Origin of the sequence: Phenylobacterium sp. (assembly GCF_036963605.1) — a bacterium.
Taxonomy (GTDB): domain Bacteria; phylum Pseudomonadota; class Alphaproteobacteria; order Caulobacterales; family Caulobacteraceae; genus Phenylobacterium.
Map to the genome: position 1 here is coordinate 1 of NZ_JBALUY010000010.1, position 25,175 is coordinate 25,175.

General features: G+C 66.8%; 18 protein-coding genes. 12 read left to right on the forward strand and 6 right to left on the reverse strand.

The genetic code is table 11. The features are described from left to right. Both V7702_RS03400 and V7702_RS03405 read left to right on the forward strand, forming a co-directional pair. Positions 1 to 951: tetratricopeptide repeat protein (locus V7702_RS03400; protein ID WP_335648740.1), on the forward strand; the 951-nt coding region annotated here is incomplete at its 5' end. Between the two features lie 8 nt (positions 952 to 959). Further along, complete coding sequence (locus tag V7702_RS03405) at positions 960 to 2,396, forward strand: hypothetical protein (RefSeq protein ID WP_335648741.1); 1,437 nt, start codon at positions 960 to 962, stop codon at positions 2,394 to 2,396. Between the two features lie 4 nt (positions 2,397 to 2,400). Here V7702_RS03405 and V7702_RS03410 read toward each other — a convergent pair whose 3' ends face one another. From V7702_RS03410 to V7702_RS03425, 4 genes are all read right to left on the reverse strand, one after another. Continuing rightward, on the reverse strand, positions 2,401 to 3,921 hold the full coding sequence (locus V7702_RS03410) for an ABC-F family ATP-binding cassette domain-containing protein (RefSeq protein ID WP_335648742.1): 1,521 nt from the start codon (positions 3,919 to 3,921) through the stop codon (positions 2,401 to 2,403). Between the two features lie 80 nt (positions 3,922 to 4,001). Then, on the reverse strand, positions 4,002 to 4,598 hold the full coding sequence (locus V7702_RS03415; RefSeq protein ID WP_335648743.1) for a hypothetical protein: 597 nt from the start codon (positions 4,596 to 4,598) through the stop codon (positions 4,002 to 4,004). Further along, on the reverse strand, positions 4,595 to 6,295 hold the full coding sequence (locus V7702_RS03420) for a hypothetical protein (RefSeq protein ID WP_335648744.1): 1,701 nt from the start codon (positions 6,293 to 6,295) through the stop codon (positions 4,595 to 4,597). The genes V7702_RS03415 and V7702_RS03420 overlap by 4 nt, the downstream gene beginning before the upstream one ends. A gap of 137 nt (positions 6,296 to 6,432) precedes the next feature. Next, positions 6,433 to 6,795 carry a CsbD family protein gene (locus tag V7702_RS03425; RefSeq protein ID WP_335648745.1) on the reverse strand — a complete coding sequence of 121 codons (363 nt, stop codon included), beginning with the start codon at positions 6,793 to 6,795 and terminating at the stop codon, positions 6,433 to 6,435. Here V7702_RS03425 and ettA point away from each other — a divergent pair. The 10 genes from ettA (at position 6,794) to metH (ending at position 18,219) form a co-directional block, all read left to right on the forward strand. Then, entirely contained in the window at positions 6,794 to 8,455 is a 1,662-nt protein-coding gene (ettA, locus tag V7702_RS03430; protein WP_335648746.1) for an energy-dependent translational throttle protein EttA, read from the forward strand. The genes V7702_RS03425 and ettA overlap by 2 nt on opposite strands. A gap of 91 nt (positions 8,456 to 8,546) precedes the next feature. After that, entirely contained in the window at positions 8,547 to 9,530 is a 984-nt protein-coding gene (locus V7702_RS03435) for a calcium-binding protein (protein ID WP_335648747.1), read from the forward strand. A 94-nt stretch (positions 9,531 to 9,624) separates the two neighbouring features. Next, positions 9,625 to 10,188 (forward strand): type 1 glutamine amidotransferase domain-containing protein, encoded by a 564-nt coding sequence (locus tag V7702_RS03440; RefSeq protein WP_335648748.1) that lies wholly within the window; start codon positions 9,625 to 9,627, stop codon positions 10,186 to 10,188. A gap of 87 nt (positions 10,189 to 10,275) precedes the next feature. Further along, complete coding sequence (locus tag V7702_RS03445; RefSeq protein ID WP_335648749.1) at positions 10,276 to 11,211, forward strand: 2-hydroxyacid dehydrogenase; 936 nt, start codon at positions 10,276 to 10,278, stop codon at positions 11,209 to 11,211. 143 nt (positions 11,212 to 11,354) lie between these two features. Then, entirely contained in the window at positions 11,355 to 11,585 is a 231-nt protein-coding gene (locus V7702_RS03450; protein WP_335648750.1) for a hypothetical protein, read from the forward strand. 50 nt (positions 11,586 to 11,635) lie between these two features. Then, positions 11,636 to 12,607, forward strand: a complete 972-nt coding sequence (locus tag V7702_RS03455; protein ID WP_335648751.1) for an ArsR/SmtB family transcription factor — start codon at positions 11,636 to 11,638, stop codon at positions 12,605 to 12,607. Next, positions 12,604 to 13,539: a methylenetetrahydrofolate reductase [NAD(P)H] gene (gene metF / locus V7702_RS03460; protein WP_335648752.1), complete on the forward strand. Its 936-nt coding sequence runs from the start codon at positions 12,604 to 12,606 to the stop codon at positions 13,537 to 13,539. The genes V7702_RS03455 and metF overlap by 4 nt, the downstream gene beginning before the upstream one ends. Beyond that, positions 13,536 to 14,405 carry a subclass B3 metallo-beta-lactamase gene (gene bla, locus V7702_RS03465; protein WP_335648753.1) on the forward strand — a complete coding sequence of 290 codons (870 nt, stop codon included), beginning with the start codon at positions 13,536 to 13,538 and terminating at the stop codon, positions 14,403 to 14,405. Before metF ends, bla begins: the two co-directional genes overlap by 4 nt. Beyond that, positions 14,402 to 15,478, forward strand: a complete 1,077-nt coding sequence (locus V7702_RS03470) for a homocysteine S-methyltransferase family protein (RefSeq protein ID WP_335648754.1) — start codon at positions 14,402 to 14,404, stop codon at positions 15,476 to 15,478. Before bla ends, V7702_RS03470 begins: the two co-directional genes overlap by 4 nt. 95 nt (positions 15,479 to 15,573) lie before the next feature. After that, positions 15,574 to 18,219, forward strand: coding sequence for a methionine synthase (gene metH / locus V7702_RS03475; RefSeq protein ID WP_335648755.1), 2,646 nt, complete (start codon positions 15,574 to 15,576; stop codon positions 18,217 to 18,219). Positions 18,220 to 18,345: 126 nt separating this feature from the next. Here the strand turns inward: metH and V7702_RS03480 are convergent, their stop codons facing one another. Together V7702_RS03480 and V7702_RS03485 are read right to left on the reverse strand one after the other, a co-directional pair. Further along, positions 18,346 to 21,237, reverse strand: coding sequence for a TonB-dependent receptor (locus V7702_RS03480; RefSeq protein ID WP_335648756.1), 2,892 nt, complete (start codon positions 21,235 to 21,237; stop codon positions 18,346 to 18,348). Between the two features lie 527 nt (positions 21,238 to 21,764). Continuing rightward, complete coding sequence (locus V7702_RS03485) at positions 21,765 to 24,767, reverse strand: TonB-dependent receptor domain-containing protein (RefSeq protein ID WP_335648757.1); 3,003 nt, start codon at positions 24,765 to 24,767, stop codon at positions 21,765 to 21,767. Positions 24,768 to 25,175: the final 408 nt, after the last annotated feature.

Sequence of the window (25,175 nt, forward strand, 5' to 3'; positions counted from 1 at the left end):
GAGCATCTGCTCGGCCGCATGAGTTCGGACGAACGCCAGGAGGTGCGCGACCGGGTCATCTATGTCCTGTCCACGCAAGGGGCCGAAGGTTTCCGCACCCTGGCGCGCTTGCACGACGTGGGATTTGGCCCCTTTGGCGATCCCAATGAGGCCTCGCCGATCGAACCTCGGAAGCTGGAGGGCCGGCGCCTCCCGGCCGCGGCCACCCTGTTCACCCGCAACGACATGGACGTCTACCAGTTCAACTACCTCGCCGCCCAGAGCGGCGACGTGGCCGGCTTCGTGATGCTCAAGGATTTCGAGCGCTCGTCGCCAGGCCGGGCCGCCCTCGGCTCGGACGCCGAGGCCAAGGCCAAGCGTTGGACGCCGCCCTTCGAATTCTATCCGCCTGAGGCGCCGGAATCCGGCCTGCCTCATTCCGACGAATCCGCGCCGACCGGCGAGGCCGCGGCCCTGGCCCTGTCGAGGCTGGACGAGTTGCCCTTCCTGCATGTGGGTCACGCCCTGGCCTTCCTGCAGGTGATCCCCAAGCCGATCCTCACCAAGGCCGAGCTGAGCACGACCGAGGCCCAAACCTTCCAGGCCATGCTGGGCCGGCCGATGACCGGGCGGCTGTCGCCGCTGGAGGAGGTCCGGGCGATCCAATACGCGGCTGTGAGCGGTCAGGCCCGCTCCCAGCTCACCCTGGCGGTGATGTACGCCGAGGGGGTCGGCCTGCCGCGGGACTATGCGCGGGCCTTCTACTGGTTCTCCCAGGCCGACCGGCAGGGCAGCCCCGAGGCCAAGTACGCCATGTCCACCTTCTTCTCCCTCGGGATGGAAGGGGTGGCCGATCAGGATAAGGCGAGCGCCGTGGTCTATCAGATCGACGGGGCGCTGGCCGGATTCAAACCCTCAGCCCAAAGGCTGCGCGAGCTCCTGGCCCAGGTCTCCCGCGCACCGCGAACCTGACAAAGGCCATGACGGTGACCGCTCAAACCCCTCGATTCCGCCGAACGGCCGCCCTGGCCGGCGCGCTCGCCGCAGCTCTGGGCCTGGTCTTCCTGGCCAGTCCGGCCATGGCCTATCCCGACGCCAAGGTGGACGCTCAGATCCGCCCCAACTTCGGCGGTCTGATCACCCCGCCCCTGCGCTCGCCCTATCGCCCGGCCCCCTGGACCAAGCCCAGCCACAAGCCCAAGCATCACCATCGCCCGCCGCCCCTCGCGCCCTATCCGCCCGCCGGCGGCTATCTCAACAGCCTCAGCATCGACTGCGCCGATCCGAGCCTTGGCCCCTATCCCATCTCCGACGCCCTCTGGGCCTTGGCCGACGGCGGCGTGCTGTTCATCCGCGCCCGGGGCGGGGTCTGTCGCGAGACGGTCTATATTGATCGCCCCGTGACCATCATCGGCGAGGGAACGCCGGCTTTCGCCACCGGCCAGGCCAGCCAGCCGGCCCGGCTTTCGGCGCCCGCGGGCGCGCCCTGCATCCGCCTGGCGCCCGGGACGCGGGGGGTGGAGATCCGCGACCTGATCATCGAGTCCGACCAGGCCGGCCGCAGCGCCTGCATTGAGGCCGTAGATGCGGAGCTCGCCCTGGTGGGCAGCTACGTCCGCTACAGCGGCGAGGCCGCGGCGATCTTCGTCTCCGGCGGCCGGCTGATCGCCCGCCAGACCACCATCGAGGCCCGGACCAACGACGCCGCCGTGCTGGCCGACACCGCGACCCTCGACTTCAGCCAGGTCCGCATCCCCGCCGATGTCCGCGGCCTGGACATCACGCCGGCGGCCGGCGAGAGCCGCCTGGTGCAGGTGGGCGTGGTGGCCGAGGGCGGCGCACTGCCGGGCTCGACCGGGGTCACCGTCCGCGGCCTGCGCAGCGGCGGTGGCAAGCTGGTGGTGCAGAACAGCTATGTGGGCGGCTGGATCACCGGCCTGTATGTGGACCGCGGCGCCAAGCTGGAGCTGATCCGCAGTCGGGTCCGCGCCCGTCGGGGAATCATCTCCGACTGGGGCGAGGTCGTGGTCCGCGAGTCCGCCGTCTGGGGAGACGAGTACGGCGGCTATTTCGCCGGCGGCGCGCCGGTGATCGAGCATAACCGCTTCGGCGGCCCGCGGGGCGGCCTGGTCTTCGACAGTCAGGCCCGGCCGAACCTCTCGCCCAACTACCTCTATGCGCCGGAGGGCTGCGATCCCTATGGCCAGACACAGGGGCTCTATTGCCTGCCGCTGACAGCTGCGCCGCCCCTGACCTTCGCCACGCCCGAGACCTATGGCCAGCAGGCCTATGGAGGACAGGCCTATGGCTGGAGCCATGACGGCTATGAGCGCGGCTATCAGGTGGACGGAAGCCCGGTCCCCATCGCTGCGCCTCAACCCCCGCGCCGCGGTTTCTTCGGGCGGCCCGCCTACTGAGGCGCTACTGGGCCTCGAAGAAGTCCTCAGGCCCCTCGACCTCGACCAGTCGGCCCTTGCGGATCTCCACGAAGCGGGTGGCGGCCGTGCGGGTGAAATGCCGGTCGTGGGAGACGAAGAGGCAGGTGGTCTCGGCCTCCTCCAGCTGACCTTCCAGGGCCTCCTGGCCCTCGATGTCCAGGTGGTTGGTCGGTTCGTCCAGCAGATAGAGGTTGGGTCGGGCGAGCTTCAGCCGCAGGAAGATCAGCCGGGCCCGCTCCCCGTGGCTGAGATCGCCGATCGGTCCGCTGACCCGGGCGTGGGAGAAGCCGGCCTTGGCCAGCAGGGCGTTGGTCTGGGTCTTGGTCGCCGCCTCGGCCCCGGCCACATAGTCGAACAGGCTGGTCTTCAGCGGCAGGTCGCGCATCGCCTGGTCGAAATAGACCATGCGGATGGACGGGTTGAAGCGGATGGGCGCGCTCCCGTCATAGTGGGTCTGGGCCGGGTCATAGGCCCTCGCCAGGGCGTTCAGCAGCATGGACTTGCCGGCGCCGTTGATCCCGAGCACCGCGATCCGATCGCCGACCGCGATGTTCAGCCGCTCGATCCGATAGAGGGCGCGACCGTCCGGGGTGGTGACGGTGACGTCGGCTAGCCGCAGGGCGACCTTGGCGTCCATCTCGCCTTCGCCCAGCTCCAGCCGGCGCTCGCGGCCCACATAGGTCTCGGTCCGCTCGGCCTCGATGCGGGCGATGCGCTTTTCGGTGGCCTTGGCGCGTTTGTGGAACTTGTCGTTCAGGACGCCCCACTGGCGATAGCGGGCGGCCATGGCCTCCAGCCGATCGATCTCCTTGGCCTCCAGCTTGCGGCGGGTCGCCTCGGCCGCGTCCCTCGCCATCAGCTCGGCGCGGGCGGCGACGAAGGGCAGGGCGAAGCTGTGCGCTCCATCGGCCCGCAGGAAAACCGTGCGGCTGGTGGTCCGCTCCAGGAAGGCGCGGTCGTGGCTGACGATCAGCATCGGCAGGCGGCGTTCGGCGTCCAGCCACCGCTCCAGGCGGTTGATGTTGGCGAGGTCGAGATGGTTGGTCGGCTCATCGAGGATCAGCAGGTCCGCCTCGGCCAGACGCACGGCCGAGGCGATCAGGAACAGCCGCCGCCAGCCGCCGCTGAGGGCGGCGAACTGCGTCTCTGCCAGCTCGGCCGGGATCTCGAACTCGTCCAGAAGGACGTCGATCCGCCAGTCCTCCGAGCCGTCCTCGGGCAGGGCGGTGGCCAGCACCTCCCGGGCGGTGAGCTCCAGCAGGTGCTCAGGCGCCTCCTGGGGCACATAGCCTACCTTGAGGCCCCGCGACCGGATGATCTTGCCGCTGTTCAGCTCCAGTTCGCCGGTCAGGCACTTGAGCAGGGTCGACTTGCCGGCCCCATTCTCGCCCACCAGGGCCGTGCGCGCGGCGTCCAGGGCGAAGGTCACCCCCTCGAACACCCGGGTGGCCCCGTAATAGAAGCTGGCGTTCTCCACGCCCAACACCGCCGTCGGCCCTGCCATGTTTGCGCCCCCGCTCACGCTACGCCTGACGGCACTTAACGGCCGCGGAGGAGCCTTGCCCAGCCGAAAGGGAGGCTTCCTCAGCCGCGCTGCGCCAAAGCGATCTGCGCGATCAACGCCACGCCGCCCGGCGCAGCCTCTGTGTCGAGCCGAAGTTGCGAGATCTGGCTACGAGTCCAGTCGTCGCCTCCGCGGGCTGGGTTGGCCATGTCGTAAACGAGGGTGATGGGCGAGGCGGTCTCTGGCGGCCACGTCGCGACTGGCAAGGCCATATAGGCCGCCGATTCCCCGCGACGCGCCGTCGCGTAGTAGAGCGCCCCGTCCCAGGGGCCGGCGGCGAGGACGCGCACCATGCGGACCAGCACCAGGTTCGCCGCATCGCCTGGGAGGTCGATGCCGTTCGGGGATCTAAGCTTCGGGTCCCCCGACCGGCTCACCAGTTTGGCGCCGACGCCGGGCTGATGGCTAAGCTCGCCACCCTCAGCGACGAATCCGTGCAGCGTGGCGGCAAAGTCCCAGCTCCGGACCACCTGCAGGCCGGGGGCCTCGAACCGCCGAAAGTCGTCGCGCCAATTGATCTCGCCGATCCAGCTGTGGTCCGGGCGCGGCTCGGCCTTGTCGCAGGAAGCCAGCACGAGAGCGCCCAACTGCCCCAGGGCCGCGCGACGGGAGATCATGGCGCGACGCCTTCGCGCTGATAGATGCGCAGGGCCTCGCCGGCGTAGGTGACGCGCCAGGGCGCAGGGAGCGGCTCGCCGCCGATGGTCACCACCTGGCTACGCCCTTCGAGGAGCGCGGGCGGCACGGGGCCCGGGGGGCGGACCAGGATCTGAACCTCGCCCTCATAGGCCATGAAGGCCATGTGGCTCATGTTGTGGTCATAGGCGATGACGGCCGGGAGGCTGTCGGCCGGCGCCAACCCGCGGGCGACTTGCAGATCCTGCTGGGCGGCGGCGCGGGCCCCCGCGATCTCTTTGCTGACCCAGGCGTCATCAAAATGGGTGGAAATCAGGCCCAGGGCGACGAAGGTGGCCGCCCAGGCGCGGATCAGGTCACAACCGAGCAGAAGGGCGAGGGCGAGCATGCTTACGACGCCAGCGGACAAGAGCAGATAGGGCGCTGGCGGTACGAAGCCCCAGCGGTCGAGATGCGGCAGATAGAAGGCCGAGAGCGCGCCGCTGTCCCAGGGGGTGAGCAGGACGCCGAGCCGCCAGGCGGCCACGAGGCCGAACAGTCCCGCCATCGGCAGGGCCGCGAGCAGCAGGCGCCGGGACCACCTTGCGGCTCGCCAGAACCCTGCCAGGGAACCGCCAGCGACGATCCAGAGCAGAGGAACATAGAACTCGAAATAGCGACCCCATAACCGGCCGCCTTCGCCTGGGATGGCCGAGACCTTCAGGGCGAAGACCAGGATCATCACCAGCGCGGCCAGGAAGGCGGCGGCCACGAGCACGAAGGCCGCCTCGTCGCGCTCCAGGGGCTCGCGGCGGCGCCAGCGCTGGACCACCGCTAGGCCACCGGCCAGCAGGGGCGCGCCGGCCAGAAGCAGGGTCGCCGAACCCAGGGACAGTAGGGTGATGGCGGCGGTGCGGACGGGTTGCTCGGGAACCCGCCCGAAGTGATCGCCATAGGCCGCGCCCATGAAGAAGGTCAGGGCGCTTCCGGCGTCGCCAGCGAGAAGCTCGATCCCTGCGCCCGTGGCCAGGAAGGCGACGACGAACAGGGTCAGCTGCCCCAGGACGGGCAGGGGCCGGCGCTGGCCTGCCGCCATAAGAGCGGCCAGCAGGATCACCATGGCCGGGACCATGGTCACGCCGTGGGGCTTGATCAGGACCAGCAGGGCGCACAAGGTCCCCATCAGGCCCGCGTGAGCCCAGGGCCGGCGGGCCGCCCAAAGCGCGCTGGCGGCCACCATGGCCGCCAGGACCAGGACGAAGACCCCCTCGGGCATGGCGGTGACCACGAAGCGGTGAAACGGATAGGCGAGCGCCGCCGGCAGGACCCACCCGGCGACACGCGGCGCCTGCCGCATCCGCACGGCGCGATGTACGATCCAGACGCCGCCCACATAGCCCGCCGCCCCGATCAACCGAAGCCAGGGCAGGAGGTTGTCGGTCAGGCCTTGCACCAGGCGAATGAGCGCGAGGTAGGCCGTATTGCCCACCGGTTGCAGCGTCGGATGCCGTTCGGGATGACCGGCCAGAAGGTCGCCATAGAGGCCGCGGATCAGATAGGCGCCCTCGTCACCGGCATAGAGCGGCCATGGGGTGAAGATGCGATTGAGATAGAATAGGCCAACCAGGCCGGCGCCGATCAGGACGGCGACATCGAAGCCCAGCGCAAAGGGGCGAAATCGAACGCGAACCAACGTCACACCGAAACCTCGCACGCGAGCTCTGCAGACAAGTTCCCGCGACCCCCGCCGCCGAGGCCTTATGGCTCAGGCTTGAACAGAAAAAAAGGACGCCGCCCCCGGGGGAGCGGCGTCCTTTGTCGTCTGTGTCGCGAGGCCTACTTCTTGAGGGCGTCGCGGGCGCCTTCCTTGAGGTCGCCGACGCCCTTTTGGACCTTGCCTTCGGCCTGATCCATGTTGCCTTCGGCTTCCAGGCGCTCGTTGTCGGTCATCTTGCCGACGGCTTCCTTGGCCTTGCCGCCCATATCCTTGGCGGCGCCTTCGACTTGATCCTTATGCATCGGAAACTCCTTCGGTTTCGGGAGGTGCGGGGGCGCCTCGTCTGTTGCCAAAGGAATGCGTGAAGCCGGGCGCTTGTTCCGCCCGATCACGTCCCTGCGGTTGCGCCGCAGGCGGGGGGCGTCTATTTCCTGCACCAATTCCGAAATCGCAGTTTCAAAGGCGGGCGCGGCACCATCCATGGCGCAGCAACATATTTTTCAGATGCAGGGCCTGACCAAGGCCTATCCCGGCAGCAAGAAGGTGTTCGAGAACATCTGGCTGTCCTTCTACCCTGACGCCAAGATCGGGGTGGTGGGGGTCAACGGCTCGGGTAAGTCCACCCTGCTGAAGATCATGGCCGGCATCGACAAGGAATTCACCGGCGAGGCCCGCGCCGCCGACGGCGTGAAGATGGGCTATCTCGAACAGGAGCCGCACCTGGACGAGAAGCTCGACGTCTGGGGCAATGTCATCTCCTGGTGCGAAGAGAAGAAGATCTTCGATGCCTACAACGCCGTCGCCGCCAAGATGGGCGAGGAATACACCGACGAGCTGATGGAGGAGATGACCGGCCTCCAGGAGAAGCTGGACGCCGGCGACCTGTGGGACATCGACTCCCGCATCGAAATGGCCATGGACGCCCTGCGCTGCCCGCCCAATGACTGGCCGGTGGACAAGCTTTCCGGTGGTGAGAAGCGCCGCGTGGCGCTCGCCCGGCTGCTTCTGTCCAAGCCCGACATGCTGCTGCTGGACGAACCCACCAACCACCTGGACGCCGAGAGCGTCGCATGGCTGCAGCATCACCTGGAGGCCTTCCCGGGCTGCGTGATCCTGGTGACCCACGACCGCTACTTCCTGGACCAGGTGACCAAGTGGACCCTGGAGCTCGATCGCGGCAAGGGCGTGCCCTACGAGGGCAACTACTCCTCCTGGCTCGAACAGAAGGCCAAGCGCTCGGCCATCGAAGACCGCGAGAGCGAGAGCCGCAAGCGCACCCTGGAGCGGGAGCTGGAGTGGGTGCGCTCTTCGCCCACCGCCCGCCGGACCAAGTCCAAGGCCCGCCTGGCGGCCTTCGACGAACTGGTCAACGCCTCGGAGCGTGAGAAGCAGTCCTTCGCCCAGATCCAGATCCCGCCCGGGCCCCGGCTGGGCCAGGTGGTCATCGAGGCCGACAATCTGGAAAAGGCCTATGGGGAGAAGCTGCTCTTCAAGGACCTGACCTTCCGCCTGCCGCCCGGCGGCATTGTCGGGGTCATCGGCCCCAACGGGGCGGGCAAGTCGACCCTGTTCAAGCTCCTCACCAAGCAGGAAGTCCCGGACGCCGGCGACATTCGCCTCGGCGAGACTGTCCAGCTCTCCTATGTGGACCAGAGCCGCGATGCGCTCGATCCCAACAAGAACGTCTGGGAGGAAATCTCCGGCGGGCTCGACGTGATGAAGGTCGGCGCCCGCGAGATCATCAGCCGGGCCTATGTGGGTTCGTTCAACTTCAAGGGCGCCGACCAGCAGAAGAAGGTCGGCCTGCTGTCAGGCGGCGAGCGCAACCGCGTCCACCTGGCCAAGACCCTGGCCTCGGGCGGCAACGTCATCCTGCTCGATGAGCCCACCAACGACCTGGACGTGGAGACCCTGCAGGCCCTGGAAAGCGCGCTCGAGGACTTCCCCGGCTGCGCCGTGGTCATCAGCCACGACCGCTGGTTCCTTGACCGCCTCTGCACCCACATCCTGGCCTTCGAGGGCGACAGCCATGTGGAGTGGTTCGAAGGCAACTTCGACGCCTATGAGGAAGACAAGAAGCGCCGCCTGGGCACCGACAGCATCATCCCCCACCGGCTCAAGTTCCAGAAGTTCAGTCGTTAGGACTTCGCCCGTTCGGCGACCCAGGGTTGTGAATTCTCAGGCCGGACGCTAGGTCTCCTTCGCCGTCTGTTGCGGCTGGGGGAGTCGTGTCGTGGCCATTATCAACGCGGGCGCTGAGCTGAATTTTGACACCTTGCGCCTGGGGGTGCTGGGCGACCGGCTGATCACGAACTACTCGTCCAGCTTCGCGCAAGCCGAGGGCGGCGGGATCACCGACCGCTACTGGGGAAATTTCGTCTTCAACGGGGCAGGCGAGCTCGTCGGTGGGACGATCACCCAGTTCAGCCAGACATCGAACGGGGTGACGCTGCTTCACCTGTATGACGCATCCGTCTCAGTGGTGGACGTCGCTTTTGGCATGCTCAACGATATATCGCTGGGACAGCTACCGATCTTTGGCGGCGCCGACCTGATCACCGGTTCCTGGGCGAACGACCTGATGCGAAGCCAGGGCGGCGACGATCGTGTCTATGGTGACGGCGGGGCCGACACGGTCTTCGCCGGGACGGGGAATGACACGGTTTGGGGCGGGGATGGCCGAAACTATCTCCGGGGCGACGAGGGCTCAGACAGCCTGACCGGCGGCGGCGAGTTCGACGACCTGCATGGGAACGCCGGCAATGACACCCTGCGCGGCGGGGCCGGCGACGACTGGGTGGTCGGCGGCAAGGACCAGGATCACCTGAGCGGCGAGGCCGGCGGCGACATTGTCTATGGCAACCTCGGCGTCGACACCTGCTATGGCGACGATGGGAACGACATCGTCCGTGGGGGTCAGCAGAACGACATCCTCTATGGCGGCTCCGGCGACGACTGGATGTCGGGCGACCGGGACAGCGACACCATCAGCGGCGGCTCGGGCGCTGACATCTTCCACACCTTCGGCGACGCGGGCATTGACCGGGTGCTGGACTTCAGCCGCGCCGAGGGCGACCGGGTGCAGCTCGATCCCGGCACGACCTACAGCGTGGCCCAGGTGGGCGCCGATACGGTGATCAGCATGGGCGGCGGCGGCCAGATGACCCTGGTCGGCGTCAACATGGCGAGCCTGAGCGGCGACTGGATTTTCATCTGAAAAAGATAGGGCCGGAGGGAAAGCTGCGCTGCGGAACCTCCGGCCATCCAACCTGTTCTCCGCGGGACATTCCAACCCCGAAAAGGAGAACGCCATGGCGAGCCCTCGTATCGAAGGCGCCAAGGTGGCCGTGCTGGCCACCAACGGCTTTGAGCAATCCGAACTGGAACAGCCGGTTGCGGCCCTGACCGCGGCGGGCGCCACGGTTCATGTGATCGCCCCCAAGGGCCCTGAGATCCAGGGCTGGGAGCATCACGACAAGGGGCGCACCACGCCCGTCGACGTGGAACTGGCCAAGGCCAAGGCGGGCGAATATGACGCGTTGGTTCTGCCAGGCGGCGTCATCAACCCCGACGCCCTGCGCCTGGAGAAAAAGGCCATCGCCTTCATCGGCGAGTTCGTGAAGGCCGGAAAGCCCATCGGCGCCATCTGCCACGGTCCCTGGACCCTGATCGACGCCGGCGGCGTCGAGGGCAAGACCATGACCTCCTGGCCCTCCCTTGAGACAGACCTGAAAAACGCCGGCGCCAAGTGGGTCGACAAGGAGGTGGTGGTCGACCAGGGCCTGGTCACCTCGCGCAAGCCCGACGACATCCCGGCCTTCTGCAAGAAGCTGATCGAGGAGATCGCCGAAGGTCGCCACGCCGCGGCCGCCTAAGCTGCCGGTCCGAGCCTGACGGCGTCGCCCTGGTCACAGGGCCGCAGCACCAGCTATAGGGCGGGGAGCAAGCCTGGAGCATCGCCCATGTCCGCCTCCCCGCCCGTCATGCTTTTGTCCCACGTCATGCTTGGCCCCATGCAGGCCGGCCTGGAAGCCAAGGGCTACCGCGTGGTCCGTCGGTGGGACCTGGCCGACGCTGATCGCGCCGAGGTGGTCGCCATCGCCCATGCCGGCGAGGTGGTCCTGGAGCCCGAATTCCTGACGAGCCTGCCGAAGCTCGCCCTGATCGCCAATATCAGCGTCGGCTACGATGGGGTGGACGTGCCTTGGTGCCGGGCCCGCGGGATCGAAGTCACCCACGCCGACGGGCTCAACGCCGAGGATGTGGCCGACCACGCCGTCGGCCTGCTGGTCGCGTCCTGGCGCAACATCGTCGAGGGCGACCGCCATGTGCGCGAGGGCCGATGGGCGCCCGACGACCGGCTGGGCGCGCGCCCGGCGCTCAAGGGCCGCAAGGTGGGCGTGGTCGGCATGGGTCATATCGGCCAAGCCTGCGCCGTCCGCGTCGAGGCCTTTGGCCTGGAGGTGGCGTGGTGGGGGCCGAACCCCAAACCCGATCTGCGCTGGCCCCGGGCCGACAGCCTCCTCGCCCTGGCGGAGGCCAGCGACATCCTGATCGTCGCCTGCCGCGCCGACGCCTCCAATCGCAACCTGATCTCGCAGGAGGTCATCGAGGCCCTGGGGCCGCGGGGCCTGCTGGTCAATGTGGCCCGCGGTTCGGTGGTCGATGAAGACGCCCTGATCGCAGCGCTGAAGGACAAGCGCCTGGGCCGTGCGGCCCTGGACGTCTTCTGGCAGGAGCCGACCCCGGCGGCCCGCTGGACCGACATACCCAATATCGTGCTCTCGCCTCACTCGGCGGGAGGCACTCTGGAATCCATTCCCAAGATGATCGGGCAGGCTCAGGAAAACCTGCGCCGCCACTTCGCCGGAGAGCCGCTGCTCAGCCCGGTTCCCTGAGGTCGCGGGCGTGACATTCGCGTGAATCGTCCGACGGGCCTGAACTCGACGAGGCGACAGGCATTCCAACTGGCCACCAGTTTCGGGTCAGTCTCATGCACGCTTATGCCGCCCCCCTATCCGTCCCACCCACGGGGGCGTTCATGGATCTTTGCCGCCTTTATGATGTCCTGCTCACCGAGGAGGCGCCCACGCTCCCGGAGACAGCGCGAACGGATCTGCGCGCCTTCGCCCGGCTGTTCGACCTGGCCCTGGAAGAGGCCTGCGAGGCTGAGGTGTGGGCGGCCGTCCGCCAGCGCCTGGCAGACGACCTGGCGCCGGCCCTACAGGTGGCCGCCGAATGGGGCTATGAGGATCAGAAGCAGGCCGCCTGACCTCCAGCTCAGGCTTGACATAATCACATAAGGATATCTTTATGTGACCCATGGCGCTTTCCACCGTTCAGGTTGTCGATGTCTTGCGCGCGGCGGGCGAGCCGACGCGTTTGCGCATCCTCGCCCTGCTGGCCCACGAGGAGCTGGCGGTGCTGGAGATTTGTCGTGTGCTGGACCAAAGCCAGCCCCGCGTTTCCCGCCACCTCAAACTGCTGGCCGAGGCCGGCCTGGTGGAGCGGTTTCCCGATGGCGCCTGGGTCTTCTATCGCCTGGTGACGTCCGGCGAGGCCCGCCGGCTGGTTGACGAGGTGCTCGATGTCATCGAGCCCGACGACCCCGCCCTGGCCCGGGACGCCGAACGGCTGCGCACCGTCCAGGCCGAGCGCGAGACCGAGGCCGGCGCCTATTTCGCCCGTAACGCCGCTCGCTGGGACGAGATCCGCGCCCTCTACGTCGCCGATGAAGCCGTCGAAGCGGCGATCCGCAAGGCCGCCGGCCCTGGCCCCTTCCGCCGCCTGGTGGACCTGGGCTCGGGCACCGGCCGGATGCTGACCCTGCTGGGGCCTCAAGCCGAGCAGGCGCTGGGCCTCGACCTGTCGCAACAGATGCTCAACATCGCCCGCAGCCATGTGGGCAAGGCGGGCCTGGATCACTGCGAGCTGCGGCACGGGGACATCTTCGGCACCCGGCTGCCGGACGAGAGCGCCGATCTCGTCGTGGTCCATCAGGTGCTGCACTATCTCAACGAGCCCGCGGTCGCCGTGCGCGAGGCCGGACGCCTCGTGGCGGCGGGCGGTCGCCTGCTGATCATCGACTTCGCCCCCCACGGCCTGGAACATCTCCGCGACGAGCATCAACATCGTCGTCTGGGCTTCTCCGACGCCGAGATGGAGCGCTGGCTGGAAGACGCCGGTCTGGGCCAGATCCAGGCCAGCGCCCTGCCGCCGACCCAGGCCGCCGGCCTGACCATCAAGATCTGGAGCGCCGAGCGCGCGCCGCTCCGCAAAAGGACCGCCGCATGACCTTTGTCCCTCCCAACGCCCTGGGTCCTGTCGCCCGCGCTGGCGCCGGCGTGGGCCAGCGCCCGTCGGTGTCCTTCGAATTCTCGCCGCCCAAGGGACCCAAGAGCGAGGCGAGCCTCTGGGAGGCGATCCGCCGCCTGGAGCCGCTGAACCCCACCTTTGTGTCGGTGACCTATGGCGCCGGCGGCTCCACCCGCGACCGCACCCATCGCACGGTGGTGCGGATGCTCAAGGAAACTACCCTCAAGCCCGCCGCCCACCTGACCTGCGTCGAGGCCAGCCGGGCCGAGGTGGACGAGGTGATCCAGGACTATTGGGACGCCGGCATCCGCCATATCGTCGCCCTGCGCGGCGATCCCCCCGGGTCGCTCGGCGGCGCCTATACGCCGCGATCCGATGGCTATCAGAACGCCACGGAGCTGACCGCCGGCATCCGGGCTATCGCGCCCTTCGATGTCAGCGTCGGCCTCTATCCGCAGATCCACCCGGAAAGCCCGTCCGTGGACCACGACATCGACGTGCTGAAGGCCAAGATCGACGCGGGCGCAACCCGGGCGATCACCAACTTCTTCTTCGATATCGATGGCTATCTGCGGTTCATCGACAAGATCCGCAAGGCGGGCGTGACCATCCCGATCCTGCCGGGGATCATGCCGGTCTCCAGCTTCGAGGGCCTGTCGACCATGTCTCAGCGGATCGGGGTGACCATCCCGGGCTGGCTGTCCAACCTGTTTGAGGGCCTCGACCAGGACCCGGAGACCCGCAAGCTGGTCGCCGCCTCGGTGGCCACCGAAATGTGCGCCCGCCTGTCCGAGGAAGGCTTCTCGGACTTCCACTTCTACACGCTCAACCGGGCCGACCTCGTCTACGCCATTTGCCGGGTGCTCGGCGTGCGAGAGGCAGGTCCTGCTCCTACGGAGGCCGCCGCATGAACCTGAAAAGCCTGATCCTCGGCGCCGCGGGCGCCCTTCTGATCGCCAGCGGCGTCCAGGCCCAGTTGCCGACGGGCTGGAGCGCGCCGGGCGAGCCGCTGCATATCGCCGATAACTTCTACTATGTGGGCACCGAGTCCATCGCGGTCTATCTGATCACCACGCCGGAGGGGCACATCCTGGTCGACGGCGCCATGCCCACCAGCGCACCGCTGGTCCTGGCCTCGATCCGCGAGCTCGGCTTTGAGCCCAAGGATGTGAAGGTGATCCTCAACACCCACGCCCACTTCGACCACACCGGCGGCCTGGCCGATCTGAAGGCCGCCACAGGCGCGACCCTGGCCGCCAGCGCGGGCGACCGCGGGGCGCTGGAAAGCGGAACCTATCCTGGCTCGGAAGAGGTCGAGATCTTCGCCTTCAAGCCCGTGGCCGTGGACCGGGTGCTGCAGGACGGCGACAAGGTGGAACTGGGCGGCGTGGCGCTGAGCGCCCACCTGACACCGGGCCATTCGCCGGGCTGCACCACCTGGACCTTCCCCCTGGAGGTGGACGGCCAGACCCGTCAGGCGATGATCTATTGCTCCACTTCGGTGGCCGCCAATCGCCTGGTCTCGGCCGACAAGGGCCCGCAGTATCCCGGCATCGTCGGCGACTATGAGCAGACCTTCGCGCGGCTGAAGACCATGAAGGCCGACGTCTTCCTGGCGCCGCACGCCGAACAGTTTGGCCTGGCGAAGAAGCGCGCCGCCATGAGGGAGGGCGGGCCAAGCCCCTTCGTCGATCCCACGGAATTGCAGAGGGTGGTCGCCGCGAGCGAGGCCGCCTTCCGCACAGAGCTGGCCAAACAGCAGGAGGCCGCCCAATGAGCCACGTCCATCCCGGCCGCGCCCAGCGCATCGAAGCCCTCAAGGCCGCCGCCAAGGAGCGCATCCTGATCCTGGACGGCGCCTGGGGCGTCATGATCCAGAAGCGCAAGCTGGCGGAGGCCGACTATCGCGGGGACCGGTTCAAGGACCATCCCGTCGACATGAAGGGCAACAACGACATCCTCTGCCTGACGCGGCCCGACATCATCGCCGAGCTGCACGACCAGTACTACGCGGCCGGCGCCGACATCTCAGAGACCAATACCTTCTCGGCCACCACCATCGCCCAGGCCGACTATGAGGCGGGCGAGGCGGTCTATGACATCAACTTCCAGGGTGCAAAGATCGCCCGCGAGGTGGCCGACCGCTGGACGCAGAACGAGCCGGACAAGCCGCGCTTCGTCGCCGGCTCCGTCGGTCCGCTGAACCGCATGCTGTCCATGTCCTCGGACGTGAACGATCCGGGGGCGCGGACGGTGACCTTCGACCAGGTCTACGAGGCCTATCGCCAGCAGATGATCGCCCTGCATGACGGGGGCGTGGACCTGTTCCTGATCGAGACCATCACCGATACGCTCAACTGCAAGGCGGCCATCAAGGCGATCCTTGACCTGGAAGACGAGGGCTATGAGCCCCTGCCGATCTGGATCTCCGGCACCATCACCGACCGCTCGGGCCGCACCCTGTCGGGCCAGACGGTGGAGGCCTTCTGGAACTCGGTGCGCCACGCCAAGCCCTTCGCCATCGGCCTGAACTGCGCGCTCGGCGCCGACCTGATGCGGCCGCACATCGCCGAGCTGGCGCGGATCGCCGACACGCTCGTCTCGGCCTATCCCAATGCCGGCCTGCCCAACGCCATGGGTGAGTATGACGAGAGCCCCGACCAGACCGGCCACCAGCTGCACGAATGGGCTGCGAGCGGCCTGGTCAACATCCTCGGCGGCTGCTGCGGCACGACCCCGGACCACATCCGCCACGTGGCCGACGAGGTCCGCGGCATGACCCCGCGCCAGCCGCCGGAGCGCGCCACCGCCCTGCGCCTGGCCGGCCTGGAGCCGTTCGAGCTGGCCTGAACCCTTGGCTTGCCCTTCGCCATGCGGGAGAAGGGCTGTTGAAGAACCTATGACGCTGCGCCCCTGGCTGCGGCGCGACCGTCTATCGGAGCCTCATGCGTCCCACCTTCATCAATATCGGCGAGCGGACCAATGTCACCGGATCGGCCAAGTTCAAGAAGCTGATCATCGAGGGCGACTTCAACGCCGCCCTGTCGGTGGCCCGCCAGCAGGTGGAGGCCGGCGCCTCGGTCATCGACGTGAACATGGATGAGGGCCTGCTGGATTCGCAAGCCGCCATGGTCACCTTCCTCAACCTGATGGCCGCCGAGCCCGACATCGCCCGGGTCCCGGTGATGATCGACTCGTCCAAGTGGGAGGTGATCGAGGCCGGCCTGCGCTGCGTGCAGGGCAAGTCCATCGTCAACTCCATCAGCCTGAAGGAAGGCGAGGCCAAGTTCGTCGAGCAGGCCAAGGCCTGCCTGCGCTATGGGGCCGCCGTCGTGGTCATGGCCTTCGACGAGCAGGGCCAGGCCGACACTGCAAAGCGGAAGGTGGAGATCTGCACCCGGGCCTATCGCAAGCTGGTGGACGAGGTCGGCTTCCCGCCCGAGGACATCATCTTCGACCCCAACATCTTCGCCGTGGCGACGGGGATCGAGGAGCACGACAACTACGCCGTCGATTTCATCGAGGCGACCAAGGCGATCAAGGAAAGCCTGCCCTATGCGCGGGTCTCTGGCGGGGTCTCCAACGTCTCCTTCTCGTTCCGCGGCAACGAGCCGGTGCGCCGCGCCATCCACTCGGTCTTCCTCTACCACGCCATCCAGGCCGGCATGGACATGGGCATCGTCAACGCCGGCGACCTGCCGGTCTATGACGAGATCCCGGCCGAACTGCGCGAGGCGGTGGAGGATGTGATCCTCAACCGGCCGCAGCGGACCAATATCTCCAACACCGAGCGGCTGGTGGAGCTGGCGCCCAAGTACAAGGGCGGCAAGAGCGAGTCCAAGGGTCCCGACCTCGCCTGGCGCGAAGGCGATGTGGCCGAGCGGCTGAAGCACGCCCTGGTCAAGGGCATCACCGAGTTCATCGAGGCCGACACCGAGGAGGCTCGCCAGCAGGCCGAACGGCCGCTGCACGTCATCGAAGGCCCCCTGATGGCTGGGATGGACGTGGTCGGCGACCTGTTCGGCTCAGGCAAGATGTTCCTGCCCCAGGTGGTCAAGTCCGCCCGGGTGATGAAGCAGGCCGTGGCCTATCTGATGCCCTTCATGGAGGCCGAGAAGGAGGGCAAGCCCCGCGAGGCCGCCGGCAAGATCCTAATGGCCACGGTGAAGGGCGACGTCCACGACATCGGCAAGAACATCGTCGGCGTGGTCCTGCAGTGTAACAATTATGAGGTCATCGACCTGGGCGTCATGGTCCCGGCCGACCGCATCCTGGACGAGGCCAAGGCCCACGGGGTCGATATCATCGGCCTGTCAGGCCTGATCACGCCGTCCCTGGACGAGATGGTCTTTGTCGCCGCCGAGATGGAGCGCCGCGGCTTCGACATCCCCCTGCTGATCGGCGGGGCGACCACGTCCAAGACCCACACGGCGGTGAAGATCGCGCCATCCTACAAGGCCGGCTCCACCACCTATGTGCTGGACGCCAGCCGGGCCGTCGGCGTGGTCTCGGGCCTCCTGTCGCCGGGCGAGCGCGACCGCATCCAGGCCGAGACGGCGGCTGAATACGTCAAGGTGCGCGAGCAGTACGCCCGGGGGCTTACCAACCGCGCCCGCTCCAGCCTGGCGGAGGCCCGCGCCAAGGCCTTCTCCATCGACTGGGCCGACTATGATCCGCCCAGGCCCAGTTTCACGGGGCTGCGCAGCTTCGAGGCCTGGGACCTGGAGGATTTGGCCGCCCATATCGACTGGACGCCCTTCTTCGCCTCCTGGCAGCTGGTGGGCCGCTTCCCGCAGATCCTGGAGGACGACGTGGTCGGCGAGGCGGCCCGCAACCTCTATGCCGACGCCCAGGCGATGCTGAAGACCATCGTCGAAGAGAAGTGGTTCACCGCCAAGGGCGTGGTGGGCTTCTGGCCGGCCAACGCTGATGGCGACGACGTGGTGGTCTATGCCGACGAGACCCGGGTGACCGAACTCGCCCGTTTTCACACCCTGCGTCAGCAGATCGCCAAGACCGGCGACAAGGCCAATGTGGCGCTGGCCGACTTCATCGCGCCCATCGGGACCAAGCCCGACTGGATCGGCGGCTTCGCCGTCACCGCCGGCCACGGCGAGGCGGCTATCGCCGAGCGGTTCAAGGCTGCCGACGACGACTACAACGCCATCCTGGCCGCCGCCCTGGCCGACCGCCTGGCCGAGGCCTTCGCCGAGGCCATGCACCGCAAGGTCCGCACCGAGCTCTGGGGCTTTGCGCCCGACGAGCCCTTCGACATCGACGCCCTGATCTCCGAAAAGTACCAGGGCATCCGCCCGGCGGCCGGCTATCCGGCCCAGCCCGACCACACGGAGAAGGAAACCCTGTTCCGTCTGCTGGACGCCACGGAGAAGACCGGCATCGCGCTCACCGAGAGCTTCGCCATGACCCCGCCCTCGTCGGTGTCGGGGCTCTATTTCGCCCACCCCCAGTCGCACTATTTCGGGGTCGGACGGATCGAGAAGGACCAGGTCGAGGACTATGCCCGCCGCAAGGGCTGGGACCTGAAGAAAGCCGAGCGCTGGCTCAGCCCCATCCTCAACTACGAGCCCTGAGGCCGGGCCGTCGCAGGGACAGGCCCTGCGACGCGGCGGCGTAGCCTCTCAGGATTCCCATCGCCCACGAAAAAGGGGCGGCGCACGCAGCGCCGCCCCAGTTCGTTTCGCCAAAGGCTTCTGGTCTTAGAAGCGCTTGGTGACGTTCACCTTGTAGTAGCGGCCGAGCGGGTTGGCCGTGAAGGGGTCGTAGGACAGGTCCAGGCGCGCGAACGGCGGGTCCTGGTCGAACACGTTGATCACCGAGGCGCTGACCGTCGTGTCCCAGGGCAGGAACACGCGATAGGCGATGTCGGTGGTCACGAAGGCGTCGATCTTCTGACCGTCCGGACCGTTGGAGAAGGTCGCCGAGCCCGCACGGGTGTCGACCATGTTGTCGATGTAGCGGATGGTCGCCCGGACGTTGTGAATGTCGCGGGTGTACTCGGTGTAGAACGACCCGCGCCATTGCGGTTGAGAGCCGTAGCCGAGGTAGTCCATCGTGCCGACATAGTCGGTGGCCGGGGCGACTTCGACGCCTTCGATGACATTGGCGTCGACGGCGTATTCCAGGACATAGGTCAGGTCGGCGCCGAAGTTCATGTCGCCGCCCAGCACGTCCCGGGCCCGGTAGGTGGCCGAGAAGTCGAGGCCGCTGGTCTTCACGTCCGGACCGTTCACGAAGTTGATGCGGACCCGGTTGATCGCCGAGGCGCTGCAGGCGCCCGTGAAGGTGATCCGCGACAGCAGCGCCGCAAACTCAGGATTGGCGCAGTTGTTCGCCCCAGCCGCCCCGTTGGGGAAGATGGTGTTGACGATGTCGGAGCCCGACTCGTTGTCGATCGGACCTTCGAAGTCGAACGCCCAGTAATCGATCGAGGCGCGGAAGTCGCCGAAGTCGAACAGGGCGCCGAGGTTCAGCGTCACCGCCTCTTCCGGCTCCAGGTTCGGGTTGCCGAAGGTGTCATAGGCTCGGTAGCCGCCCGCCGCGGTGGTGTAGGCCAGCGAGGTGGTCGACGACGAGGTGATCTGGGTGATCGGCGGGGCGCGGAAGGTGGTGCCAGCCGAGGCGCGGAACGCCAGCCAGTCGGACGCCTGCCAGCGGAGCGCCACCTTGGGGTTGGTGGTGGAGCCGACATTGCCGCCGTAGTCCTCGTGACGCACCGCCAGGGTGGCGGTGATGTCGTTGGTGATCGGAACGCTCAGTTCGCCGAAGGCCGAGACGACCGACTGGTCGAGGTCATAGTCCGACAGGGCGCCGAAGAAGCTGAACGGGCCGTTCTGGGCCGCGCAGGTGGCGGCCGGATTGATCGAGGAGTCGGGGCAGGGGCTGACGGCGACGTTGGTGAAGTCGCTGTTCTGACGCTCCAGACCGCTCCAGCGATACTGGGCGCCGGCGGCCCAGCCGATCTCGCCGCCGCCAAAGTCGATCGGCAGCCGGCCGTTGAACACCAGGTCGGCGGTGTAGAGCTGCGAGCGGATCGAATAGGCGTATTCGTCGAAGATGTAGTCCAGGACTTCGCGGCTGTTCTTGGTGCTCGCCACGTAGTTCGGGTTGGTCCGCCCGTCCACCGCATTGGCGTCGATGCCGGAGGAGAAGGGGTTGAACCAGAGGCAGCCGTTGGCGCCCGGGGTCGTGCCCGAGCAGTTGAAGCCGCCGAGGCCTTTGAGCGCCTGTTGCAGGCGACCGACCAGGATGTCGGGCGTGGCGACGTCGCTGGTGTCGTCCATGTAGGTCATGGAGGCGTCCCAGCCGATGCCGCCGCCGAACTCGAACTCGCCCTTCAGGCTCGCCGAGATGCGATAGGCGTCGAAGCGACGCTTGTCTTCCTTGCCGAGGCCCTCGAACAGGTCGTTGCCGTCAACGCCGATCGGACGCCAGGCGACGGAGGTGAAGAGGCCGGCCGTGGCGGCCGAGGCGGGAATCTGGCCCGGATAGGTCGCCAGCATGGCCTGCAGGCCGGGATTGGCGGACGGAACGAAGAAGCCGTTGCCCTGGATCTTGGTGGTCAGGGCCGAGGACGGGAAGTTGTTCGGCGGATAGGAGGGCGAGGAGGCTTCGCTCGACACGTCATGGCCGGCATAGAGAGCCTCGACATGGAAGGTCGTGGTGTCATCGATGTCGAAGTTGAACTCGCCGTACAGCTGCCATTGGTCTTCTTCCTCGATGAGGTTGTTGAAGCCCACATACTGGAATTGGCAGAGCGAGCCCGTCTGCGGCCCGGAAATCACGTTACAGGCCGGATCGGTCACCGGGTTGGTGTAGGTGACGCCGCCGTTCGTGCTGGACAGGAACAGGCCGGGATTGCCGAAGGAGGACCAGCCGCCCTGCGGGTTTTCGGCGTAGGAGCGGATCGCGAAGTCGCGCTCGGTCGTCGAGAGCGGCGAACGGTGGCGATAGCCAGCGGTCAGCAGCATGCTCGACCGGTCGCCGGTGTGGCCGTAGGCGACGCTGGTGTTGTACTCGCCGTCCGAGCCGTCGATCGCCGAATAGCCAGCCTGGAGCTCCAGACCGTCGAAGTTCTTGCGGGTGATGAAGTTGACCACGCCGCCGATGGCGTCGGAGCCGTAGGTGGCGGCCGCGCCGTCCTTCAGCACTTCGACCCGGCCGATGGCGGCGCTCGGGATCAGGTTGGTGTCCACATAGATGGAGCCGGGCGAGGTGGCCATGCGGCGGCCGTTGAACAGCACCAGGGTGCGCTCGGCGCCGAGGCCGCGGAGGTTGGCGCTGCTGGTGCCGGTCGTCTGGCCGGCGCCGAACTGGTTGGATTCACCGACGACGCCCTGCATGGCGGGGATCGACTTCATCAGGTCGACGGTCGAGGGGGAGCCCTGCTTCTGAAGTTCGTCATTGCCGATGACGTTGACGGGCAGGGCGGCGTCTTCCGGCGTGCCCGCGATGAACGAGCCGGTGACGACGATCTCTTCAACCACGGTGGGCGCGTTTCCGCCCGTGGTTTGAGCCGCGGCCTGACCAGCCGAAAGGGCCGTGGCGACGGCGAGGACCGAAGCGGTCACCAGATAATGCGAGCTTCTCATGCGTTTCCCCGTATTGCTTAATTTAGCGGCAGAGCGATCAAATCTGACCGCCAGCGCGCTTAGTGGCGTGCCCGGCGGATAAAAATCAAGGTTCCTGCGCGAGGCGGCCAGAAAAGCGCAGGAAGAAACTGCGCTGCAGCGTCAAAAATACTATGTCACATAGGTATACATAACGATGATCCGTCAAATATGACGACGGCGTCACCTCGGGCCATCAAAAAAAGCCGTAATAAATCAACGAGACATATTCTTCCGTAGCGTCAAAATAAGCCGCGGCGCCAAACTGTCGCATTCGCGCCACACCACCCAAGGAAATTGACGTTGCGGCGCCGAAGAGGCGAGATCCAGCCCCAGGGCGAGCCATACCCAATCCTTTACAGGTTCACTAATCCTTGTGCTGCGAAGGAATCAGGGCGGGGCAAGGGCCAGAACCTTGCCGCCTCAACATGGTGCGCTGCGCCGTGGAGGCCAAGAAAAAGGGGACGGCCAGACTGGCCGCCCCCAAAGATCAGTCCGTGTAACCGGACTTAGAACTTCTTGCGCAGGCCAAGCTTGAAGTTACGGCCGTACACATTCCCGATCGCCGGGTCGTAGGAATACTCGATCCGCGAGGCCGACGGATCTTCGTCGGTCACGTTGAGGATCGAGGCGGTCAGGGTCGTGTTCCAGGGCAGGAACACGCGGTAGGTCAGGTCGAGGGTCGCGAACGGATCGACCTCCTGGCCGAAGGTGATCAGCTGGCAGCCAGTGGTCGCCGCCGCATTGGCCACCGTGCAGGGAACGGCCGAGAAGCCGGTGTTCACCACGGTCGGGCCACGGTTGTCGGTCACGCCGTCGATGTAGTTGACCGTGGCGCGCACATTGTGCGGACCGTTGTCATACTCGGCGAAGAAGGCGCCGCGCCATTCCGGGATGGTGCCGGGCAGGCGGTCATAGTTGGCGAAGCCCACGGCCTCGTAGGAGTCGGTCACCGTCACGCCGTTGAGGATGAAGGCGTCCTGCTCGTATTCGAGGACATAGCTGACCGTGGCGTTCAGGCTGACCTGGCCGCCGAAGACATCACCCGGATAGTCGTAGTCCAGGGTGACGTCGACGCCCGAGGTGCGCAGTTCCGGACCGTTAACCAGGTCGGACTGGATCCGGGAGATGTCCGACCCCATGGTCACGCCCTGAACGCAGGCGTTGTTGTTGGAGAAGGTCACCAGGTAGCGCAGCGGATCGGCGCAGTCGACGAACTGAGCGCCGTTGCCGGGGCCGTTGCCGACCGCATTGCCGATGACGTTGGCCGGCACGCGGACGATCTGGTCCTCGAGCTTGATGCTCCAGTAGTCGACCAGGGCGCGGAAGTCGCCGAAGTCAGCCACGGCGCCGACGCTGTAGGTGAAGGCCTTTTCCGGGCCGATCGACGGATTGCCGAAGGCGTCCACGGACTTGAAGGCGTTGCCCGCAGCCTGGATGCCCGACAGACCCGTCGCGCCGCCGGGAGCCCGGTCGGTCGGGGTCGGACCCCGGAAGGTGGTGCCGACCGAACCGCGCAGGGACAGCCAATCGGTGGTGTCCCACTTCATCGACAGCTTGGGGTTGGTCGTAGAGCCGGTCTCGCCGCCGTAGTCCTCGAAGCGCACGGCCAGGGCGGCGTTGAGGTTGTCCAGGATCGGCAGGTTCATTTCACCGAACACCGCGTAGATCGACTCGTCCACGTAATAGGGCTGCGACTGCCCCAGGAACATGTAGGGGCCGGTCTGGATGGCGCAACTCGTATCGCCCGGCACGGGGCAGGGCGTGATGTTGCGGTCATAGAAGTCACTGCCCAGGCGACGGGTCTGTTCGGACGAACGCCATTGTGCGCCGGCCGCCCAGTTGACGACGCCGCCCGGCAGCTCGAAGCCGGTGGAGCCGTTGAACACCAGGTCGAGGACGTAGAGCTCGTTGGTGGTCTCGCCGATCTGGTCGTCATAGAGCCAGCGCGACAGGGCCGGGCTGTTGGCCTGGGCCGGGTCGTAGGTCGGGTTGGCGCCGCCCAGGATCGGGTTGCCCGGATAGGCGGTGGAGAAGGGGTTCAGCCATTCACAGCCGTTGGCGCCGGGCGTGTTGCCGGTGCAGTTCGGGCCGCCCAGGCCGCGCAGGGCCTGGTCGAGACGGTTGATCAGGATGTCGCGGGTGACCCCGTAGGCCTGATTGCGCGAATAGGTGAAGGCCAGATCCCAGCCGATGCCGCCGGCGACATCGAACTCGCCCTTCAGGCCGGTGGCGATGCGGAACAGTTCGTAGGAGCGCTCGCCCTTCTGACCGTCATAGCCAAAGGCGGGATTGCCGCCGCTGGCGAACGGCCGCCACAGGGTCAGTTGCAGACCCGAGCCCGGAAGCGCCGCATAGGCGCCAGCCGCCGCCGCGCTGGCGAAGACCTGCGGGTTGGCCGCCAGGAACGACTGCACATAGGGGTTCGACTTGGGCGCGAAATACTGGGTGCTGCCCGGGCCGAACGGCCCTTGGGTCGGGGGATAGGACGGCGAGTAGCCGATGTTCGGCACATCGGTCTTCGAGTACATGCCCTCGAGGAAGAACTCGGTCGTCTCGGTGAGGTCGAAGTTCAGCTCGCCGTACAGCTGGTAGCGGTCGGTCTCTTCGATCAGGTTGGCGAAGGGAACATAGCTGTAATAGCAGGCCGGCAGCTGGCTGGCGCCGGATTGATAGACGCCTTCATAGCCGCCCACCGCGCCACAGCTAGCTTCGCGGATCGAGCCCACGGCGTCGCCGTAGTTCGGATCCGGCGTGCCCGGAATGGTCGGCAGGTCGGCGCCGAGGCGCGCGACATAGAAGCCGGGGTTGGACAGGAACGACCAGCCGCTCGGATTGGTGGTGTAGTCCTGGTAGGTCCAGTCCCGCTCGGTGGTGTCGAGTTCGGAGCGGTGCTGATAGCCGGCGGCGACGAAGGCGCTGCCGCGCTCGCCCTGCCAGCCCCAGGCGGCGCTCATATTGTACTCGCCGTCCGTGCCGTCGACGTACCGGTACTCGCCCGACACCTCGAAGCCCGAGAAGGTCTTCTTGGTGATGAAGTTGATCACGCCGCCGATGGCGTCGGAGCCGTAGGTGGCGGCTGCGCCGTCCTTCAGCAGCTCGACCCGGCCGATGGCCGCGGTCGGGATCAGGTTGGTGTCGACGCCGGTCAGCGGATCAGTCGACATGAAGCGACGGCCGTTGAACAGCACCAGGGTCCGCTGCGGGCCAAGGCCGCGCATGTTGATCGAGCCCGCGCCGATGGAGCCTTGGGCTGAGGTGGAGAACTGGTTGGTGTCACCCAGGACCGGGCCGCTGATCGTCAGTGACTTGATCAGTTCGGTCGTGGAGGGCGAGCCCTGCTTTTCCAGTTCCGCAGCGCTGATGACATCCACCGGCAGGGCGGCGTCCTCAGGCGTACCGGCGATGAATGAGCCGGTGACGATAATTTCCTCGACCTCGGTCTGGGCTGAAGCCTGACCCGCCGCAAGGCTGAGAGCGAGGGCGACAGCCAAGGTCGAGGCCGTCGACAAGTATTTTGAACTCCTCACACGTTTCCCCTTCGAGCTTAAGAAGCATCCTGGATCAAAACCGATCCGATGGGGCGTAATGACGGGTCAGAGACTAATAAATCAAGACCAGCGTTTGTATCTGTTGTTCAATTACACTGTAGATAGAATGCGGTTCCGTCAGATATAAATGAGTTATTACCTTATATAGCGATGATATGCCAAAATTGGCGAGGCCTATGCCTGTGGGCATAAGAAATCTTCAATAAAATCAACGCCGAAAAAAGATGTCAGCGTCAAAATTCCCGTCGGGTCGCGGCGCTGTCACGTTCTCGCCACACCAGGTCCAAAATCGGGCCATCGACCGATTTTTTGCGCTGGATGAGCTCAAAGGGAACGTTTGGCTGTCCTTCGCGCAGAAAAAAGCCCCGG

Coding starts and splice junctions, on each gene's coding strand:
- V7702_RS03405 (WP_335648741.1), top strand. CDS start 960: ATGACGGTGACCGCTCAAACCCCTCGATTCCGCCGAACGGCCGCCCTG.
- V7702_RS03410 (WP_335648742.1), bottom strand. CDS start 3,921: ATGGCAGGGCCGACGGCGGTGTTGGGCGTGGAGAACGCCAGCTTCTAT.
- V7702_RS03415 (WP_335648743.1), bottom strand. CDS start 4,598: ATGATCTCCCGTCGCGCGGCCCTGGGGCAGTTGGGCGCTCTCGTGCTG.
- ettA (WP_335648746.1), top strand. CDS start 6,794: ATGGCGCAGCAACATATTTTTCAGATGCAGGGCCTGACCAAGGCCTAT.
- V7702_RS03425 (WP_335648745.1), bottom strand. CDS start 6,795: ATGGATGGTGCCGCGCCCGCCTTTGAAACTGCGATTTCGGAATTGGTG.
- V7702_RS03440 (WP_335648748.1), top strand. CDS start 9,625: ATGGCGAGCCCTCGTATCGAAGGCGCCAAGGTGGCCGTGCTGGCCACC.
- V7702_RS03445 (WP_335648749.1), top strand. CDS start 10,276: ATGTCCGCCTCCCCGCCCGTCATGCTTTTGTCCCACGTCATGCTTGGC.
- V7702_RS03450 (WP_335648750.1), top strand. CDS start 11,355: ATGGATCTTTGCCGCCTTTATGATGTCCTGCTCACCGAGGAGGCGCCC.
- V7702_RS03455 (WP_335648751.1), top strand. CDS start 11,636: ATGGCGCTTTCCACCGTTCAGGTTGTCGATGTCTTGCGCGCGGCGGGC.
- metF (WP_335648752.1), top strand. CDS start 12,604: ATGACCTTTGTCCCTCCCAACGCCCTGGGTCCTGTCGCCCGCGCTGGC.
- bla (WP_335648753.1), top strand. CDS start 13,536: ATGAACCTGAAAAGCCTGATCCTCGGCGCCGCGGGCGCCCTTCTGATC.
- V7702_RS03470 (WP_335648754.1), top strand. CDS start 14,402: ATGAGCCACGTCCATCCCGGCCGCGCCCAGCGCATCGAAGCCCTCAAG.
- metH (WP_335648755.1), top strand. CDS start 15,574: ATGCGTCCCACCTTCATCAATATCGGCGAGCGGACCAATGTCACCGGA.
- V7702_RS03480 (WP_335648756.1), bottom strand. CDS start 21,237: ATGAGAAGCTCGCATTATCTGGTGACCGCTTCGGTCCTCGCCGTCGCC.